The sequence below is a fragment of the Paenibacillus sp. J22P218 genome, from assembly GCF_056269195.1.
This window is the reverse complement of the sequence record NZ_JBWDNL010000001.1, coordinates 1,072,250-1,089,646: the sequence shown is the minus strand read 5'-3', so window position 1 is coordinate 1,089,646 and position 17,397 is coordinate 1,072,250. Positions and strand designations below refer to the sequence as shown.

The following is a 17,397-nucleotide window of genomic DNA, read 5'->3' as shown; positions in this document are numbered from 1 at the left end:
CCTTTAGCCCTTCACCGAACCAACCATCATCCCTTGTACGAAGTAACGCTGCACGAACGGGTAGATGACCAGCACGGGCAGCGTTGCCACGACGATGAGCGAATACTTGAGAAGCTCTGCAAGCTGCTGCCGCTCGACCTGCTTCATGGCGTCGTTCAAACCCGCGGCGCTGTTGTTCTGGATAATGATGCTTCGCAAAATAAGCTGCAGCGGGAATTTGTCGGCCGTCTTCAAGTAAATCAACGCGTCGAAATACGCATTCCACTGGCCGACGGCGTACATAAGCACGAGAACGGCAATGATCGGCATCGACAATGGGACGACGATACTCCTCAGGAAGCGCAGATCGCTGCAGCCGTCCATCTCGCTTGCCTCGAACAATTCGTCCGGGATCGAGGATTGGAAGAAGGACCTTGCGATAATGACCTGCCATACCCAGATCGCGTTCGGAATGAGCAGCGCCCATCTGGAATCGATGAGACCAACTTCCTTGACGACCATGTACGTCGGAATGAGACCGCCGCTGAACAGCAGCGTGAACGTAATGAGCATCATGAGCGCGTTGCGTCCGAAAAACGTTTTGCGCGACAGCGGATAGGCGATCATGATCGTTAACGCGACGCTGATGAGCGTACCCGCTCCCGTATAGAAGATCGAGTTGCCGTAACCGGACACCACCTGCTTCGTTTGGAACAGCACCTTGAAGCCTTCCAGCGAGATGTCGACCGGCCAGAGCCATACCTTTCCGGATGTGACCGCCGCAGGACTGCTAATGGAGCTGCTGACGATATAGATAAGCGGATACAGAACCGCGACGAGCACGAGGCTCAGAATGGCATAGATGATGATCAGGAACACTTTGTCCCCTGCCGAGTCCTTGATTTTATGATTGGTTCTAATTGCAGCCATGGCGCTTATGCTCCCCTTTCCTTACCAGATGCTAGTATTCGAGAACCGCTTGGCTAAGCTGTTCACCGTCGTAAGCAGAATGAGATTGATCACGGAATTGAACAAACCTACCGCCGTCGCGAAGCTATAGTTGGCGTTCAGCAAGCCAACGCTGTACACGTAAGTCGCGATGATTTCCGAATTCACGAGATTGAGCGGATTTTGCAGCAGGTATATTTTCTCGAAGCCGATTGCCATGACGCTGCCTACGTTGAGAATAAGCACGATCATGATGGTAGGCAGAATACCTGGGAGATCCACATGAATGATTTTCTGGAACCTTGATGCTCCGTCGACCTTAGCCGCTTCGTACAGCGTCGGATCGATGCCGGCCAATGCCGCCAAATAGATAACCGCTGTATATCCTGCCGTCTGCCAAATGTCCGACCATACATAGATGGAGCGGAACATGCCGGGTTCGCCGAGAAAATTGATCGAATCCATCCCGAGCGCGTTCATCGCGATATTGACGAAGCCGAGCCTCGGAGACAGAAACAGCATGATGATGGAGACCATGACGACGGTCGAGATGAAATACGGCGCGAAAGACACCATTTGCACGACCTTCTTGAACCGTCCGCTTCGCACCTCGTTCAGCATCAATGCCAGCAGGATCGGAATCGGAAAACCCGCCAGCAGCAAATATCCGCTAATGAGCAGCGTGTTTTTGACGAGCGGCCAAAACATCGGATTGTCGAAAAACAAATTGAAGTTTTTCATTCCTACCCACGGGCTGCCCCAGATGCCTTTAATGACGTTGTAGTCTTTGAAGGCGAGCACCGTATTGAGCATCGGATAATACTTGAAGATAAGGAAAAACAGCAGAGGCGGAACAACAATCATATAAAGCTGCCAATGCTTCCTAAGGCTTCTGCCCGCTTCCTCCAACAGCCCTCGTTTCTTTGCAGGCTGAACGGCGCTATCGCCTCGTTTTAAAACCAATTGATCCTTCAGAACGATCCCTCCCTAAGTCACTTGCCGCGATGAAATGATAGCGCTTTCTATACCGCTGATCATAAAGGGCAGCAGGGGCCTCGCGGTAGGTACAGTTGCTCGTTTTTAGGTACAGTTGCCCCTTTTTGGCAGGTGCAAATGCCCGTTCTGCGTACGTTTTCGTCAAGTATGGTCTGCTTATCGCATTCTCCAGCACTATTGCACTCAAGCGCCAAGCGAGTCATTAAAAAAGAGCCGTCCCGCAAAGTCATATATAGACTTTGCGGGACGGCTCTGATGCCGCGCACAAACACTTATTTCAACGCTGAATCATATGCTTTCTGCATAATCGCCACATAACGGTCCACGTTAAGGTCGTGAAGCCCCTTCACGTAGCTCTCCCAATCCTCGTCCAGCTTCTGGTTGCCGGTAATGAACTGCAGCGCATACTCTTCGACGTAGTTTTTGAGGTTGATCTGCAGAAAGTTGACCTCATCGGCTTCATCCGGATGGATCCACAGCGACTCGACCGACAACACCTCATCCGGCTCATGTCCGTCATATAGCTTCGTCGCTTCCATCAGCCTTCGCTCGTAGCCGTCCGGGGCATAAATATCCATGCCTTGCACCCAGCTTTCGCGATACGTCTTAGGCATATAGAAATGTCCCATCCCGCTCCAATTGGAGTTGTTGGGTTTCTCCCCGTCCTTATCCGGAATGCTTGCGAATACCGGCTTCACGTCCGGATTCAGCGCCAACTCTCCCAGGGCGGGTTTCCGCCAATCGACGTCTTCCATCCCAACCTCGGCAAAAGCTTGGCCTTCGGGCGTATACATATAGTCAACCATCTGAATCAAAGCAATCTGGGCTTCGCGGCTTGCCTTATTCGTGATGACGAACTTCGCTCCCGGCGCCACGCCGATTCGGCTGTACGTTGCGAATGACGCATTCGGACCTTGTAAAGGAGCAAGCGGGCTGTAATCGCTCCCCCTCGTATTGTCCGGACCGACGTCTACGAAGATCGCCGGATGCATCGCCGCTGCCGCGCCAAGCAGCTGCTCGCCGTCGTTCTCTCCAATCCGCTTGAACGCTTCGGCGTTCTGGGTGAATGCGCCCGGATCGATGAGACCTTCATCGTACAGCGATTTAATATAGGCCAGCCCTTCTTTCCACTCCGGCTTGTCGGCTACCGTATCGACGCGACCGTTCGTCAGATGGAGATACGTACGATCGTCGTCATAGATGAAGCCGTTCATTAGAAAAGGGATGACGCGAACGCCGAAATCCTCGATCGAGCCGCTAAGCGGTATTTCGTCCGCTACGCCGTTGCCGTTCGGATCTTGCGTCTTGAACGCTTGCAGCACCTGCTTGAATTGCTCCGTTGTCTGCGGCATTGCGAGCCCTAACTGCTCCATCCACTTCGTGTTCAGCCACATTTTACTCGGATAGGAGCAATGGTAACATTCGCTGTACCCGACTAAGCCGTAAATGTTCCCATCCGGCGCCGTGCTGTAGGCTCTTAGAGTCGGATTCTGTTCCATGGCGGCTTTGATATGAGGCGCGTACTGTTCGATTAATTCGTTCAAAGGCAAGAAGACGCCTTGTTGGCCGTACCTAAGCACGTCCGCTTGCGAGAACTGGTCAATATACGAAGTCAGAATATAGGCATCCGCATAGTCTCCGCTGGCAAGCGATATTTGGCGCTTCTCCCTTGCCCCCTCATAAGGAACGGCAATCCATTCAAACTTCGCGTTGAACTTATTCTCCAGCTCCTTCGAGAAATCATTGGTTGCAAGATCGAACCAAGCATCCTGCTGGGCGAATACGCGGATCGGAACGACATCGGCATCTTTGCCGCTCCCGTCCTCCGAACCGCCCTTATTATTTATATCCGTACAGCCTCCTAGAATAAAGGGGATCAGCAATACGGCAATGAGCCGAATGAAATACTTCTGCAACTTGCTTCCCTCCTATCCGTCCAGGGCGGACTGTCTGAATACGCTCGGCGATACGCCTCTTACCCGCTTGAAAGCCCTTCGGAAAGAGTGCGAACTGTTATAGCCTACTCTGGAGGCAATCTCATCAACAGTCAATACTTCGTTATGAAGCAGCTCGGCCGCTTGCTCCATCCTTACGTTCTCTAGATAATCAGACAGATTGACGCCGGTCACTTCCTTGAACAGCTGCGAGATATATTTCTCGGGCCGTTCCACTTGCTCGGCTACCCGATATAACGTCAGCGCGGAATCCGTATAGGCCGATTCAATATAATTCTTAATCTGCTCGATCGTCCGCGTATGGCTATCGTTCTTGCGGCTTCGAACAACTTCGCATAGCACATTCATAACGGCAGCCAGCTCGACTTGAATCGCTTCCAGCGGCTCTGCCGGCTGGATTGCGATAATTCGGTTTTTCATTTCCTCGAACGATTCCGATTCGATGAATACCTTCTGGTCGAGCAGCTTCAGGAACGTTCCTTTCATTTCACCCGCCAATTGCTGCTTCATCTCATAGGAAAGCTCCCTATGCACCGTATTCTGCGAAATGATGGTATGCAAAATCCGGGCTGCTTCCTCCTGCTCTCCGGCACGAACGGTGCCGATCAAACGAAGCTCCAGCTCGAGCGGGTAATGGTAGGTGGAGCTCTCTTGCCTTGTATCCTCGAACCAGCTCAGTTCTTTCCTGTTCTGATGAACGGCCACGTCCAGCGTCTGCTTCGCCTGCTCGAACGACTGGCTCACTTCCGTCACCGCTTGGAACATGCCGCCAAGCGCTACGGTCGTCGAGATCCGGTACTCCTCGAAAGCAAGCCGCGATATGCGATCCAGCGTCATCGTCACTTCATCCTTGCCGATTTCGACCGCCGTCGGTTTATCCATATAGGCAAATAGGAATACAATCTTGTCTGAGCCGATATCCGTCATGCGGACCGAGCTTCCGGTATCGATCAAGGCCTGCTTCAAAATAAGACGGGCCGCGTTCAGCTCGTTCAGAACCTCGACGTTGTCCATCAAAGAGTAACCGTTCACCTGCATAATACCGACATACCCCGTATCGCCGGTCAATCCGGCGTTCGCCTGAACGGCAGCCGCTATAATTTCATCCCTCGTCTGGAACTCGCCCGCAAGCAGACGCTTGAAGAAAGCGTCTCGCACGAGCGGCGCTTGCCGATGCAGCTCGGACTCCAGCCGTCTGTTATTCGTAAGCATCTGCGAAATATTGCCGTGAAGAAAATCGTATTCGTTGCGTTCCGATTGACCTTCTTGCCCGAATTGCTCCTTCATAACGCCGACGATCCGAATAATCGGAGCGCTGTTCCGGTACGAAAGAAGCAAACCCGCAGCGACGCCTATGAACAGCGCGACACCGGTTACGGACCACGTAATGTATTTGATCTGGTTCGCGCTCTCCATCAGCACATGCCTTGGAATGCCGGCTCTGTAAACCCAATTGGTCGAGTCGGAGCGAATCGTAATGACGAGATCGTCTTCGTAAAATTGGCTCAGCTTCTCCCCGTCGAAGCTGTCGTCCGCCGATAGCAGGCCGACATGGGCTTCATCCGTACCCTGCAAGCCAACCGTATGTCCGTCCGCGTCGGAAATATGAACCCATCCGCCGTATCGGTCCGTAATGCCGGACAGCAAATCGGTAATTTTCTGCTGATCGATGATTACGACGACGACGGCGGGCGAAGTGCCCGTGAAGCTGTCGAGCGGAAGAGACTGCATATAGGTCACTACCGAGGTTTCGTTCTTATTGTCCATGAACGGGCTTAACGGCATCATCTCGCTCCGGTGAGTTCCTTCTAGAACCGTGCTCTTCCACTTCTCGAACGGCATATCCTCGTAATGATAGCTTTCATAATAATGCTCCGGCCGGAAATAAGCCGAACCCGGCGTCAAGAGTACGTTATAGTTGCTCAAATAAACATAATAATGCTTCAGGAAATCATTCGTTTGGCCGAACGTGAGGACGTTCCTCATCATTTTCCAAATCCCATACACATTGGACGCGTCGCCCGATCCGTTCTCATTCATCAAAATGTTCAAATCCTGGTTGATCGCAAGCTGCCTAGTGAAGCCTTCAACCTCCGCCATACGTCGTTCCAATAGCTCCTTGCTCTTCTGGAGCTGCGTCACGCTGTTCTCGATCGAGACGGATTCCGTCACGGTTATCGCGGTCTTGTACGACATATAACCCGCAATGCTTGGAATGATCAGAATAATGATGTAAGAGATGAGAAACCGTCTGAACACCCGTGAATATTTAGGCAAGGCAAGGCCTCCTTCCGGTTCAACATTGAGAGCGCTATCATAACTAATTATACCTCAAATCGCAATACTGCTAAGATAAAATAACAACTGCCCGCAACAGTTGCTTATGATGGATTAGGCAGCAAACCTCAACTCATCTACTTCTTGAATAGGATACCGACAGTCCCCTGTTCCGTAAAGGTACAATCGCGGTTAAAGGCGTACCATTTCCCGCTTTGCCGCACGGCAATCGCCTATAGTACGGCAATATTCGGCCCATAAAAAAAACCAGCCACTCTGAAGTGACCGGTTTTTCAATATCAAACACGCTTCAAATGCGTTTACCCACAATGTCGATTACCGCACGGTACAGATTCGGCGGGTACTCCGCAATCCGGTGACATAGATACAAATACCATTCATGGCCATATGGGAGATAGATTCTAACCGTGTGCCCGTCTGCCTTCAGCTTGCTTCCCAGCTCGGGACGAATACCGTACAGCATCTCGAATTCGGCATTGCCATGAGACAGCCACCCGTTCTTCAGCACTTCATCCATAATCGCTTCATCATGGGTAGCAATCGATACGTGATGGCCTTGGCGAATAGCGCTTTCCACAAGCTCCAAATAACGTTCATTAAGAGCAGGAGACCGATGGATGGCGCGGTCTTCCGGTTCTTGATAAGCGCCTTTCACGATCCGTACACGACGTGGCGAATCAGCTAGAGCTTCCAAATCCTGCGGCGTTCGATTCAATTGAGCTTGCAACGTAATGCCTATGTTCGAATAAGTTGCTGCAGCGCTTATGTAGACAGATAATATATCCTCCGTCTTGCCGGACTCTTCCATGCTGATGAATAACTCAATCTCCGTTTCTACAGTTCCGGCATAGGCTGCCACATCCATCAGATGGGAATATGCAAGCTCCTTATCCAACGAAAGCCCGATATGCGACAGATCGAAGGATACGCGAGCTGGAAGTCCGGCCCGACCCAAATCTTGAATGAGCGCCTTCATCTCCGCTGCAGCCGCTTCGCACTCGTCAGCATCCGTCGTATTCTCACCGATATATTCGATGGAAAGCTTATAACCTTCCCCGGCCAGCCGGCGGCTAGCGGCAACTCCATCTTGTCGGGTTTCACCCGTAACATACCGAGAAGCGGCCTGCTGAAGCAGCATATAGAGCTCTGGTGTCCTCTCTACGTAAGCTTTCAGGTCTTCACGGCGAGCGATTGACTTTAGAGCCGCTGAAAATTGTTTTTCCAAATTCGATTCATGGTGCATGCAACATCTCTCCCCTACTCAAGTTCCTTCCATTGTACGGAGTAGAGGGATGACGGTATTGTACAAAATTGCTTTTTGTTATTAAGATGACAATGCGTAAGAATATGGCTTTGCTCCTACAATCCTGCCGAACGTTCTCGCAAAATGGCTCTGGTCATAAAATCCCGCATCGGTTGCAATGTCGGCAATCGGTCGCCGCTTCATCAATTCGGCCTTGGCATAATTAATGCGCAGCAGATTCTGATAGGCATGCGGAGGCAGATGATTCCATCGTTTAAACAACCGAATGAGATGAAATCGACTTATTCCCGTTACGTTCTCGAGCTCCTCCATCGTTAGCTTCTCTGTAAAATGCTCATGCATATAGTCCTGTACAAGCTTGACGTACTTCTGATCCTGCTTGCCTTGCTGTATTTCATGCACCAAATCTGAAGCGTTCCGACTAACGAGATCATGTATCAGCTCAATCAAAGCCGTCTCGATCTCAAGCGGCGAGCCGTTTTCCCTATGTGCATTCATGATCTGGTTAATTTGAATGCGGCAGGCTTTGTTTTTGTCCTCGGCCAATAGAAACGGGATATGAAGCTGATCGCGCTCCCGCTGTTCAAGGTCAAGCTGCTCTAACCAAGCCTGCTTGACGAACAGCATTTTGTAATTCCACTCCATTCCCGTCTCCGGCTGGCAGGCATGCAGCATCATCGGCGGAAAGCTGATTGCCTTTCCATCCTCGACCCGGTGCATGGTTCCGTCGCACCAAGCGTTCGTTACGCCTTTATCGATTAACCCGATCGAATATTCCTCATGAAAATGTTTTTGGTACGCTAGATCGCTCTTTAGACATCGCTTAGCTTCCAAGAAAGGCAGCGCCTCATGGCGGTAAAAAGTCACATCAGACATGTTTCGAGTCCTCGTTTCATTAACAGAAAGTTTGTTCGCAATAAAAAGCCCTCCCGCTCGAAGGCGGAAGGGCTCAGTGTGCTCGAACGATACTACTACAGCTTAAACGGCTTTACCGATTCGTTCAAGTCAACCGATAGAGACGACAGCTGCTGGATGGCAGCCGATATTTCCTGCATGGACGCGCTTTGCTGTTGCGCGGACGCAGCAACCTCTTCCGTGCCGGCCGCCTGCTCCTGCGTGACCCCGTTAATTTGCTGCATGGCATCCGTGATGCGTACGAAGGAATGCTCTACCTTCTCCAGCGAACCGGACATATGGTTCGTGTGGACAGTAAACTCCGAAACGCCCGAGTAGATATGCTTGAAGTTTTGGTGGGTACCGCTAATCCAAGAATGGCCAAGCTCGACGGCCTTCGTTCCTTCTTCGATGCTTTGCTTAACCAGATGGCTGTTCGATTGCGTGCTCGAGACGAGCTCGTTAACGGACAACGCTGCTTGAGCCGATTGCGTAGCCAGTTTCTTCACTTCCTCGGCAACGACAGCGAAGCCTCTTCCGAGCTCGCCGACCCGTGCCGCCTCGATCGAAGCATTAAGCGCAAGCAGATTCGTCTGCGTCGATATTTCGGTTATAATGCCGATAATCTCTCCGATTTCATTAGAACGAGTCTCCAGCGCCGCAGCCGCTTGCTGCGACTGCTGCATCGCCTGCTTGATCGTCTCCATTTGTTGGAGGGTACGATCGACAAGCTCTTGCCCCTGCTCCGATTGCGAATGGACCTCGGACGCGATTTCTTGAATTTCCTTCATGCCTGCCGATACTTCTTTGATGTCGGTATCAATGTTATGAATGCTCGAGTGGCTTTCGGATACGCTCTGTACGATCTCCGTAATGCCTTCTGTCATTTTGCTCGTCGATTCGGCCACCTGCTGCGCGCTATTCGTCGATTCATTCACGGATTGCTTCAGATGCTTGCTCGTATCCCCGATAAGCGCGGACGAAGCGATGACCTGCTCGATCAATGTTTTTAAGCTCGTTATCATGATACCGAAAGCGGCACCCAGCTTGCCGATCTCATCCTTGCTGTCGATCGAGAACTGGCTTCTCATATCGCCGGCCGCTACTTTCTCGGCTGCAATCATCAGTTTGCGAAGCGGATTCGTAATGATTCGGCTAATAATAACGGCGATCACGCTACCGACAACGAAGACGATGACGGAAATGATAATAGTCATCCAGTTCGAGCTGGAGGCAGTCTCAGGCACAACGGAAGCATCGAGATCGATGCCCAAGATGCCGTACACGGTGCCGGATTTATCGGTCAGCGGCACGAAGATTGATTTATGCGTGCCGTACTCATCGTCGTAAATCGGACTGAACATCGTTTTCTTGGAAGCAATGGCTTCCCTCATTTCATCCGTGAACGGATAAGCGGTTCCGAAGTCGTCAGGGACGCCCGACAAAATCAGAATCCGTTCTTCATCCTGGGTATTGGACAAAATATAAATGTTCTCCAAGCTATGAACGGTCTGGAGCTTCTCGAGCTCCGTCTTGATTATCGCGTAGTTCGGATCGTCCGCGCCCGTCAGTTGAATATCGCTTCCCGGAATGGCTGCAAGCGTGTTCGACGCGATTTGAATATCCGTCGCGAGCCGCTTATCGAATTGCTCCAGGAGCTTCTCCGAGAGGTTGCTCTGCGACATATAGCCGGATAGAGCAAAGGCTACGCATGTCACGACCTGCAGCAGAAGGATGCTGACCGAGATTTTGACGGCAAGATGTTCTCTGAACCAATTCAATTTAAGAATAGATTTCTTCATGGTTGTTCTCCTTCGTGGATAGCCGATCATAAGCGGCATACGTTTCAGCGATTTTTTGTTTCAAATAGTGAACGATTGCACCGACATCTGAAGTTTGCGTGTACGGCGAGATCACGAATAACTTAGCCGCATACAGCGCAATTTGACCCGCCCGGTCCGCGGTTGGCACGTAGAGATGCTTCTTCGTATCTCCGAAAAACATTTTTCCGCGGTCTCTGCCCAAAATTTCGAACAATAGCTCGTTCAGCTTATTTTCGCGCTCAATCTCCGCATAGCTGCGAAGCCCTTCGTATTCCGCGTGATAGCCGTTTTTACGATCCGCATACAAACGGAATAGCGTGATAATGCCCGGATTTAGAGGATTGACGATGACGGCTTCGGGAACTTCGGCAGCCAACGTCTTTCTGAACGCTATATTGACTTCGACGAATTGGGCGAGCAGCTTCTGATAACCTTCGATGCCGAAAGCCGTTAGCGCGCTTAAAATACTGATCGAGCTGCCCATTCTAGAGCATTCCAGCGTATAGCTCGTATGATAATCCCCATAACCCCGATGTCCAACGTACGGCGTTTCATCCGGCTCCAAATCAAGCAGCTTGAGATCGGATGCCCACTTCACAAGGAATAAGCTCGTGGAGTAAGGCGTTTGACCGAGCTTCTGGAAGTCAAAGCACAACGAATCCGCCAATCCCAAATGCTTCATTCTCTCCCTTATCGCTTGAAGCGCCGATAGCGTTTCTGCATCGAATTTATGTGGATTTCCTTCAAAGTCGTAATCGTTAAAGAAGGCAAAAAATCCGCCCAGCGCCGAATCCGCGTGGATATGCGGCCTTTGAATGCCATGCTTTGTCGCTAGTTCCTCTGACACAGCCAAGATTTCCTCGACATTATCTATGCCCATCGCATCCGTCGTCGCTGTCGTTGCCACAATGTACACAGGGACGCCTCCGCTTTGAATAACGCTCTCCATTTTCTCTTCGAGATCCCGAACATCCATGGAGCTGTCTTCTCGCGTACGGATCTTAATCAGATTATTGCTGCCCAGCCCCGTTGCTTCCATCGATTTGAACAGGCTGTAATGGGCCGCTTCCGAGCAGAAGGCAAACAAGTTGTCAGGTACGCCTGCTTTTGCAGCTTTGGCGTCATATTTATTAATGGCTAGCCGAAGTCCCGTAAAGATGGCCCCTTGCCCGCCCCAAGTCGTATATCCGCCGCTTTCCGTAGGCTCATAACCAATCAGTGCCGACATCATGGCAACGACTCTGACTTCAGCCTCCGCTCCGGCAGGTCCGTATACGTCCCACAAGTTATTGCCATTCACCATAAAAGCGGTGAGCATTCCCATGATGCCTGGAATGCTGGCCATGGGCAAAATATTAGTCAAAAAGTATTTCGTATGGTAAGGATGACCGTGCAGAAGCTTGAGCAGCTCGCCGTTCACTTCATTTTGCGTGCTTCCGCTAACGGGAATGCGGCTGTTCTTCGTCAAATCCTGATAGAAAGTAGCTCCTCTATCTTTCGTTCCTTTTAAATTAACGGAATCGGGATCCTTTAAAGCATCGACCCCTTCTACGATTTGCCTGAATAGTGCTATAAGATCGTCTCGTTGTCGCTCGTTGCCGTCGTCGCTTGGAAATAAGGTCCGGATATTCATCTCTTGCTCGCTCATTGTCTCCACTCTCTCCTATTTCGTTATTATCTCTTTTTTGTTGTAAGCAAAGAGGCATGTCTATGGACGACCATAGACATGCCTCTGCTAAACCTTTTGCAACTGGCTGACATTTCTTTTTTGAGAAGTAGTCCCTATAGCTTTGCGTCTCTCGTCTTTCGACGGATTTGCATTATGTGATTTTAGGATAGTTCACCGATACAATTAGTAAACATTTACAGCGAATAGGAACATTCTACTATTTTACATTTCAGATATCAATAGATTTGAAGTATAGATTTCGTTAATTTATTTAAGAAATCATCATTTTGTCACAATCTTCCTTTGACCGATATTGTCGACCGATTATATTTGGTGCAATATGTCTATGCAAAGCAAACAAGCTGGCTCCGACTCATGCCGGCTCCAGCTTGCCATCTTCTCAATCGCTATTAGCCTTCAAGCGCATCTTCCGTTTGGCTAATCACCTTGTAGTACGAGCCTTTCGGCTGATGCTTCGTGTCGAACAGCAACGGCCAATTTTTCCGTCCCCGCACCGGGAATCCGTCCAGCCACGTATAGTCGTCAGCTGCTCCCCAGAATGTAACACTTGTCAGTACGTCGCTATATTCCCGGAACAACCGGAACATCTCGCCGTATCTTTCCTCCTGGAGCTGCATCATCTCAGCCGTAGGGGCGGTCAGATCCGTGCGTCTGTCTTCGAACGCGAAGACCGATACGTCCATTTCGGTAATATGCAGCTGCAGTCCAAGAGAAGCATATCGTTCGATGGCTGCACGAATATCGTCCAGCGTCGGATGTGTCAAGTTCCAATGCGCCTGCAGTCCTACCCCGTGGATCGGCACGCCATTCTCCTTAAGCGATTTGACGAGTGCATAGATTTTCTCTCTCTTCTCAGGTACGGACTCGTTATAATCGTTGTAAAACAACAACGCGTCAGGATCAGCGGCATGCGCATATTCGAACGCTTTGGCAATAAAATCATCGCCGATAATGTCCAGCCACTTGGACGGACGAAGATGCTCCTCTCCGCTGTCAGACACTGCTTCATTCACAACGTCCCATGCGTAGATTTGTCCCTTATAACGCCCAACTACCGTTTCGATATGCACTTTCATTCGTGCAAGCAGTGTGTCGCGATCAACTAAGCCGCCCGAGCCGTTATCAAACACCCAATCGGACGTTTGGTTATGCCATACGAGCGTATGGCCTCGGACTGCCATACCGTTTGACTTTGCGAATTCCAACAAGCGGTCCGCTTCCTCGAACGTATACCGATCTTCGGCCGGATGCAGCCGTTCGAACTTCATTTCATTCTCCGCCGTTACGCTATTGAAATGCTGCGCCAGCAGCTCGCGCTGCGAGACCAGCGTTCTCGGATTAACGGCTGCGCCGATTCGAAATTGCCGTCCGAACACTTCGTGCAGCTTCGGTGTTTGTGCTGATGTGGATTGATTCATGAATGATTGCTCCTCCTCGTTCTATCCATCGGTTATTATCGTTGCTCGCGTATAGTTTAGACCTTGCATGCGCTGCAAACAACCCGTCGAAGTATAGGAAACGCTTATCTTACTTGAGAAGGATTTTGACCATTTTTCAGCGGGGAATGCAGCGTTAATAGGCCTGTTATGACCAATTCATCGACCAGCTTTTGATCCGTTAAGCACAAATACATGGAGGTTAGTTCGATTCGTTCTTGCACTTTATATGTTTTTATAACGAGATCAGCTGCATCGTTCAGTCTATCCTTAATGATTGACGAGAAGCTTTGTAATGTCCGTTCCATCCGTAATCCCTCTTTTTCCCTAAGGATTACCTACTGATTTCCTATCTCTATTTCTTTTATTCACTTCATCCACTCAGCAGAGAAAGGCAGCCGTTCTTTCTAGACCGACTGCCTTAAATACTTCATTTTCTCTATATCCACGTCTGAAACGATTTATTGACCATTTTTACGTTGTTCGTTTGTGCCCAGTTCTTTAGATCCGAGATACCTCGATCTTCATCCCCAAAATATCGGAATGCCATGTCCATAGAGACAATCTTCCTATTGTAAGTCAATAACCCGATCACAGGTTTAAAGTAGCCTGAGGTCATAATCACTTTAATATCCTTTGAATGAACGACATGACCATTCACTATAATTCTCTCGTCGGATAGGCGCAACTCGTTTGGTTTCTTGATAAACGATCTGTACAATGCGAGAAACAATACAACTAAACAAAGAATAATACTCGTTAGCAATGTGTAAAACACACCCTGCTGATCCCAAGATCTCAACATAAGAAAAGATTGGCTCGATATAATGGCAATCATGCCTACAACGGTCCCTGTCCTTGTTGGACTCTTAATTAGGTGCTTTATTTCATTCATCATTGTTCCCCCTTATTCATGCATCCTCTATTAATATACCGCATTTTGCCAAAATATAGATTGACTTTCCCATAGGGGGAGGGTTTATCGTTAGGTTAAGCAATTCCGGCCGGAGTTCTTTATGAAAGGGTGTCATCGATTGAAAATTGGTGAATTCGCCGTACAAAACAACGTTACTGCTAAAATGCTGCGTCACTATGACGAGATCGGTCTGCTGAAGCCGTCGGCGATCGATGCTGAAACGGGATATCGTTCCTACGATCCGAGCCAATCCCATTTATTGAATTGGATCGTCATTCTCAAAAATCTAGACTTCTCCCTTACTGAAATCAAAGAAATGATAAACGGACCTGTAGATAGTAGCATCATCGTTCATCAATTGATTCGTAAGCGGATCGAAATTTCATCGCTGCTTAATGAACACATTCAGAAGAAAATCGCAATTGATCGGCTTATCACTATAATCGAGAAAGAAGGGTTTGATATGGATAAAAAAATAGATTTGTTGCATATCGAGCAGTCTGCAGCGCATGAAATCAAAAAAAACATCCCCAATATGGAGATGTTTCTGGAGGCAGCCGCCGGCATCACAGCCTCATGTTCGTCTGACGATAGCCTCTCCGTCTTTCGCTTCGATATCAGCCACTTCAAGCAGGTGAACGACGATTACGGCTTCGAGGTAGGGGACAACGTCATTGCCTCTTGTTATCAAATCATTGAAGCCAATGTCCGTGCCGGCTTAACTCAGGCCGCTATCGGCCGTGCTGATGGCGATGAATTCATCGTATTCGCAATCGCGAATCACCAAGTGATCACTCATGTCGCGCAGTCCATAGTCGATGATATGATAGCCTTTGATTTCAATAGCATCGGTTGTCCGAAGCAAATGGGTTGTTATATCGGCGCTTTAGTCGGCTCTGTCAGAACGATTGCGGAGATTCGTAAGGTCATCGAAGAATCTATTGAAACCATTAATGAAGCGCGGAAAAAAGGACCAAACTCGATCGCTATCGAATCGTACAACCTTTAGAAATTGCGAGGCCCCCTTCCTATTAGATGAGGGCCTCCGTTCTTATTTGTTATTCGAATAATTCTCTAGCAAATCCTGAATGGATATCCCATTAATCTTAAGTCCCGATATGTCGCAGTCTTTCATTTCCACATTGGAAAGATTGCAGTTTGTAAAGGATGTTCCTGCTAATTCACAGTTCTCGAACGTATTGCTCTTGCCCTTCAGCCCGATATCGTGAAAGTAAGCACCCCCCATTGCGCAGTTGCCGATCTCGATATCCCACAAACCTACTTCAATGAATTTGGCCTGATGCATGTTGATATCGTGGAATACGGTTTTGCTCATATTGATATTATCGAAGCTAGCGCCTTCTAAATTAATGTTGACAAACTTCGTTTTATTCATGTCGATATCGTCAAAATCGCTCTCGCCCATCGCCACGCGGCGAAATTGTGTTTCGGGCATTCTTTCGTCCTGAAACACCTTCTTCTTGAACTCATCGTTCAGCTTATTCTGATTCAGATTTTCGTTTACCATGCTGAGCATCTCCTTCTTTAATAACGTTCTTGATCGGCGAAGTCTGCTCTCCACCGCTTCAACAGACAGACCGAGGAAATCGCTGATTTCCCTGATCTTATAGTCATCGATGTAGTAGAGAATCGTGACCGTACGGTTAGCTTCGGTCAGGTTGCTAAGCGCTTGCCATACCTCGTTTCGAAGCTCTTTCCTCAGCCATGTATCTTCGGCAGTTTCATGCATTTCATGCAGCGGCATATTCTCGTTATGTGCCGGGTCGTATACGGACTCGTTTTTGCTCGACCTCAACCAGTCCAAGCACTCCCTATTCGTAACCGCGTACAACCAACTGCCCAGCTTGTCGGGTTCTTTAATGCTGGACAATTTTTTGAAAGCTTTGACGAACACTTCCTGCGCAATATCTTGCGCCCTATGGAAATCGCCTAGCTTGCCGTACGCTGCCCCGTACACCGCATTCGCATATCTGCCGATTAAATCGCTGAATGCCTCGTTATCGCCTTTGCACGCCCTGCCCACCAACTCTGCATCCGTAACAGACAAGTTGCTCCTCCTCAAATCGATCTATATATAAGACGGGAGTTCATTGAAAAAACCGTCGCGATCTCAAAAATTATTTTCTACTCTTCTTCTATTATACAAAAATATGGAGCGGTTATAGAAAGCAATAGATTGACAACGAATTCGAAAGCAAGTATGAATAGAAGCAAAGGAGTGACTAACTATGGATTTGAAAACCATTCTGCCATACAGCGTTGCCATGATAACGCCTTTTGACGAGGATGAGCGCATAGACGAGAACGGCATTATGGGCATGCTTGAATATTATGAGGTGAATCAAGTACCGGCTCTGCTCTTAAGCGGATCGACCGGCGAACAGCATTCATTGTCGATAGAGGAAAGAATTCATCTCTACCGGACCGTCAAACGCGCTGCTCGCAGCAACTTACCGCTGTATGCCGGAGTAGCAGCCGTACGAACCCGCGAAGCCGTAAAGCTCGCATTGGAGGCTGAACAAGCAGGCATCGACGCCATTATGCTCGGTTTTCCGCCGTATGTACGTCCGAATCAGAGGGAAGCTGAATTGTATGTCGAGTCCGTATGTTCCGCGACCTCGCTGCCGATTATGCTGTACAACAATCCTATTCGTACTGGCTTTAACCTCGAACCGGACACACTGATTAGACTAGTCGACCGATTCCCGCAAATTGTCGCGCTTAAAGAAACCGGCGATTTAAGCCAGGCTCAGCGCATACGCGCCATGCTTGGCGACAAGCTCCAGCTGTTCTCCGGCATAGACCTGACGATTGTCGACTATTTTAAGAAAGGGTACGACGGCCTTACGAGCGTTGCCGGAAATTTATATCCGAACGAGATGAATGCCATCGTTGCTCACTTAAGAGAAGGACAACATGAACTTGCCGATACGGAGCTGAAGCGACTGCAACCGGTATTGGAGAAACTGGGACAGATCGGATGGGTAAGAGTCATTCGTCATTTGTTCGCAGAACAGGGTTACATCAAGCCTGCATGCCGCGAGCCTCTTACTCCATTGACCGCTGAGGAAGTCGGTTTGCTTAAGGAAATCCAATAATAATGTGCTGGAGAACAGTAGCTATAACAGAGTTTATATCCTTCCCGCCCCATAATGTTCTGCCACAGAATCGCGAAAG

General features: G+C 49.3%; 13 protein-coding genes and 1 riboswitch. Of the genes, 2 read left to right on the top strand and 11 right to left on the bottom strand.

The features are described from left to right. Positions 1–3: 3 nt before the first annotated feature. From AC0YN0_RS04390 to AC0YN0_RS04345, 10 genes are all read right to left on the bottom strand, one after another. Positions 4–909 (bottom strand): carbohydrate ABC transporter permease, encoded by a 906-nt coding sequence (locus tag AC0YN0_RS04390; protein ID WP_442052970.1) that lies wholly within the window; start codon positions 907–909, stop codon positions 4–6. Between the two features lie 21 nt (positions 910–930). Continuing rightward, complete coding sequence (locus AC0YN0_RS04385; RefSeq protein ID WP_475820897.1) at positions 931–1,791, bottom strand: ABC transporter permease; 861 nt, start codon at positions 1,789–1,791, stop codon at positions 931–933. A 404-nt stretch (positions 1,792–2,195) separates the two neighbouring features. Then, the gene (locus AC0YN0_RS04380; RefSeq protein ID WP_475820173.1) at positions 2,196–3,839 is read right to left on the bottom strand and encodes an extracellular solute-binding protein; all 1,644 of its coding nucleotides are present in this window, start codon (positions 3,837–3,839) and stop codon (positions 2,196–2,198) included. 12 nt (positions 3,840–3,851) lie between these two features. After that, positions 3,852–6,155, bottom strand: coding sequence for a helix-turn-helix domain-containing protein (locus AC0YN0_RS04375; protein ID WP_475820172.1), 2,304 nt, complete (start codon positions 6,153–6,155; stop codon positions 3,852–3,854). A 310-nt stretch (positions 6,156–6,465) separates the two neighbouring features. Further along, positions 6,466–7,419 carry a proline dehydrogenase family protein gene (locus tag AC0YN0_RS04370; RefSeq protein WP_475820171.1) on the bottom strand — a complete coding sequence of 318 codons (954 nt, stop codon included), beginning with the start codon at positions 7,417–7,419 and terminating at the stop codon, positions 6,466–6,468. An 81-nt stretch (positions 7,420–7,500) separates the two neighbouring features. Further along, positions 7,501–8,316: a helix-turn-helix domain-containing protein gene (locus tag AC0YN0_RS04365; RefSeq protein ID WP_475820170.1), complete on the bottom strand. Its 816-nt coding sequence runs from the start codon at positions 8,314–8,316 to the stop codon at positions 7,501–7,503. Between the two features lie 95 nt (positions 8,317–8,411). After that, entirely contained in the window at positions 8,412–10,136 is a 1,725-nt protein-coding gene (locus tag AC0YN0_RS04360; RefSeq protein WP_475820169.1) for a methyl-accepting chemotaxis protein, read from the bottom strand. Continuing rightward, a complete protein-coding gene (locus AC0YN0_RS04355) occupies positions 10,117–11,805 on the bottom strand; it encodes a pyridoxal phosphate-dependent decarboxylase family protein (RefSeq protein WP_475820168.1) in 1,689 nt (562 codons plus the stop codon). Before AC0YN0_RS04355 ends, AC0YN0_RS04360 begins: the two co-directional genes overlap by 20 nt. A gap of 94 nt (positions 11,806–11,899) precedes the next feature. Beyond that, positions 11,900–11,987: riboswitch (cyclic di-GMP riboswitch) on the bottom strand. A 249-nt stretch (positions 11,988–12,236) separates the two neighbouring features. Further along, a complete protein-coding gene (locus tag AC0YN0_RS04350; protein ID WP_475820167.1) occupies positions 12,237–13,265 on the bottom strand; it encodes an endo-1,4-beta-xylanase in 1,029 nt (342 codons plus the stop codon). A gap of 104 nt (positions 13,266–13,369) precedes the next feature. Next, positions 13,370–13,591, bottom strand: a complete 222-nt coding sequence (locus AC0YN0_RS04345) for a hypothetical protein (protein ID WP_475820166.1) — start codon at positions 13,589–13,591, stop codon at positions 13,370–13,372. 726 nt (positions 13,592–14,317) lie between these two features. Between AC0YN0_RS04345 and AC0YN0_RS04340 the strand changes: the two genes are divergently transcribed. Next, positions 14,318–15,208 carry a diguanylate cyclase domain-containing protein gene (locus AC0YN0_RS04340; RefSeq protein ID WP_475820165.1) on the top strand — a complete coding sequence of 297 codons (891 nt, stop codon included), beginning with the start codon at positions 14,318–14,320 and terminating at the stop codon, positions 15,206–15,208. Between the two features lie 42 nt (positions 15,209–15,250). On the opposite strand, the gene AC0YN0_RS04335 is transcribed toward AC0YN0_RS04340, so the two are convergent. Further along, positions 15,251–16,267, bottom strand: coding sequence for a sigma-70 family RNA polymerase sigma factor (locus AC0YN0_RS04335; protein WP_475820164.1), 1,017 nt, complete (start codon positions 16,265–16,267; stop codon positions 15,251–15,253). Positions 16,268–16,448: 181 nt separating this feature from the next. Here AC0YN0_RS04335 and AC0YN0_RS04330 point away from each other — a divergent pair, with 181 nt between their 5' ends. Beyond that, on the top strand, positions 16,449–17,318 hold the full coding sequence (locus AC0YN0_RS04330) for a dihydrodipicolinate synthase family protein (protein ID WP_475820163.1): 870 nt from the start codon (positions 16,449–16,451) through the stop codon (positions 17,316–17,318). Positions 17,319–17,397 lie beyond the last annotated feature (79 nt).

Coding starts and splice junctions, on each gene's coding strand:
- AC0YN0_RS04390 (WP_442052970.1), bottom strand. CDS start 909: ATGGCTGCAATTAGAACCAATCATAAAATCAAGGACTCGGCAGGGGAC.
- AC0YN0_RS04385 (WP_475820897.1), bottom strand. CDS start 1,791: ATGATTGTTGTTCCGCCTCTGCTGTTTTTCCTTATCTTCAAGTATTAT.
- AC0YN0_RS04370 (WP_475820171.1), bottom strand. CDS start 7,419: ATGCACCATGAATCGAATTTGGAAAAACAATTTTCAGCGGCTCTAAAG.
- AC0YN0_RS04365 (WP_475820170.1), bottom strand. CDS start 8,316: ATGTCTGATGTGACTTTTTACCGCCATGAGGCGCTGCCTTTCTTGGAA.
- AC0YN0_RS04360 (WP_475820169.1), bottom strand. CDS start 10,136: ATGAAGAAATCTATTCTTAAATTGAATTGGTTCAGAGAACATCTTGCC.
- AC0YN0_RS04355 (WP_475820168.1), bottom strand. CDS start 11,805: ATGAGCGAGCAAGAGATGAATATCCGGACCTTATTTCCAAGCGACGAC.
- AC0YN0_RS04350 (WP_475820167.1), bottom strand. CDS start 13,265: ATGAATCAATCCACATCAGCACAAACACCGAAGCTGCACGAAGTGTTC.
- AC0YN0_RS04345 (WP_475820166.1), bottom strand. CDS start 13,591: ATGGAACGGACATTACAAAGCTTCTCGTCAATCATTAAGGATAGACTG.
- AC0YN0_RS04330 (WP_475820163.1), top strand. CDS start 16,449: ATGGATTTGAAAACCATTCTGCCATACAGCGTTGCCATGATAACGCCT.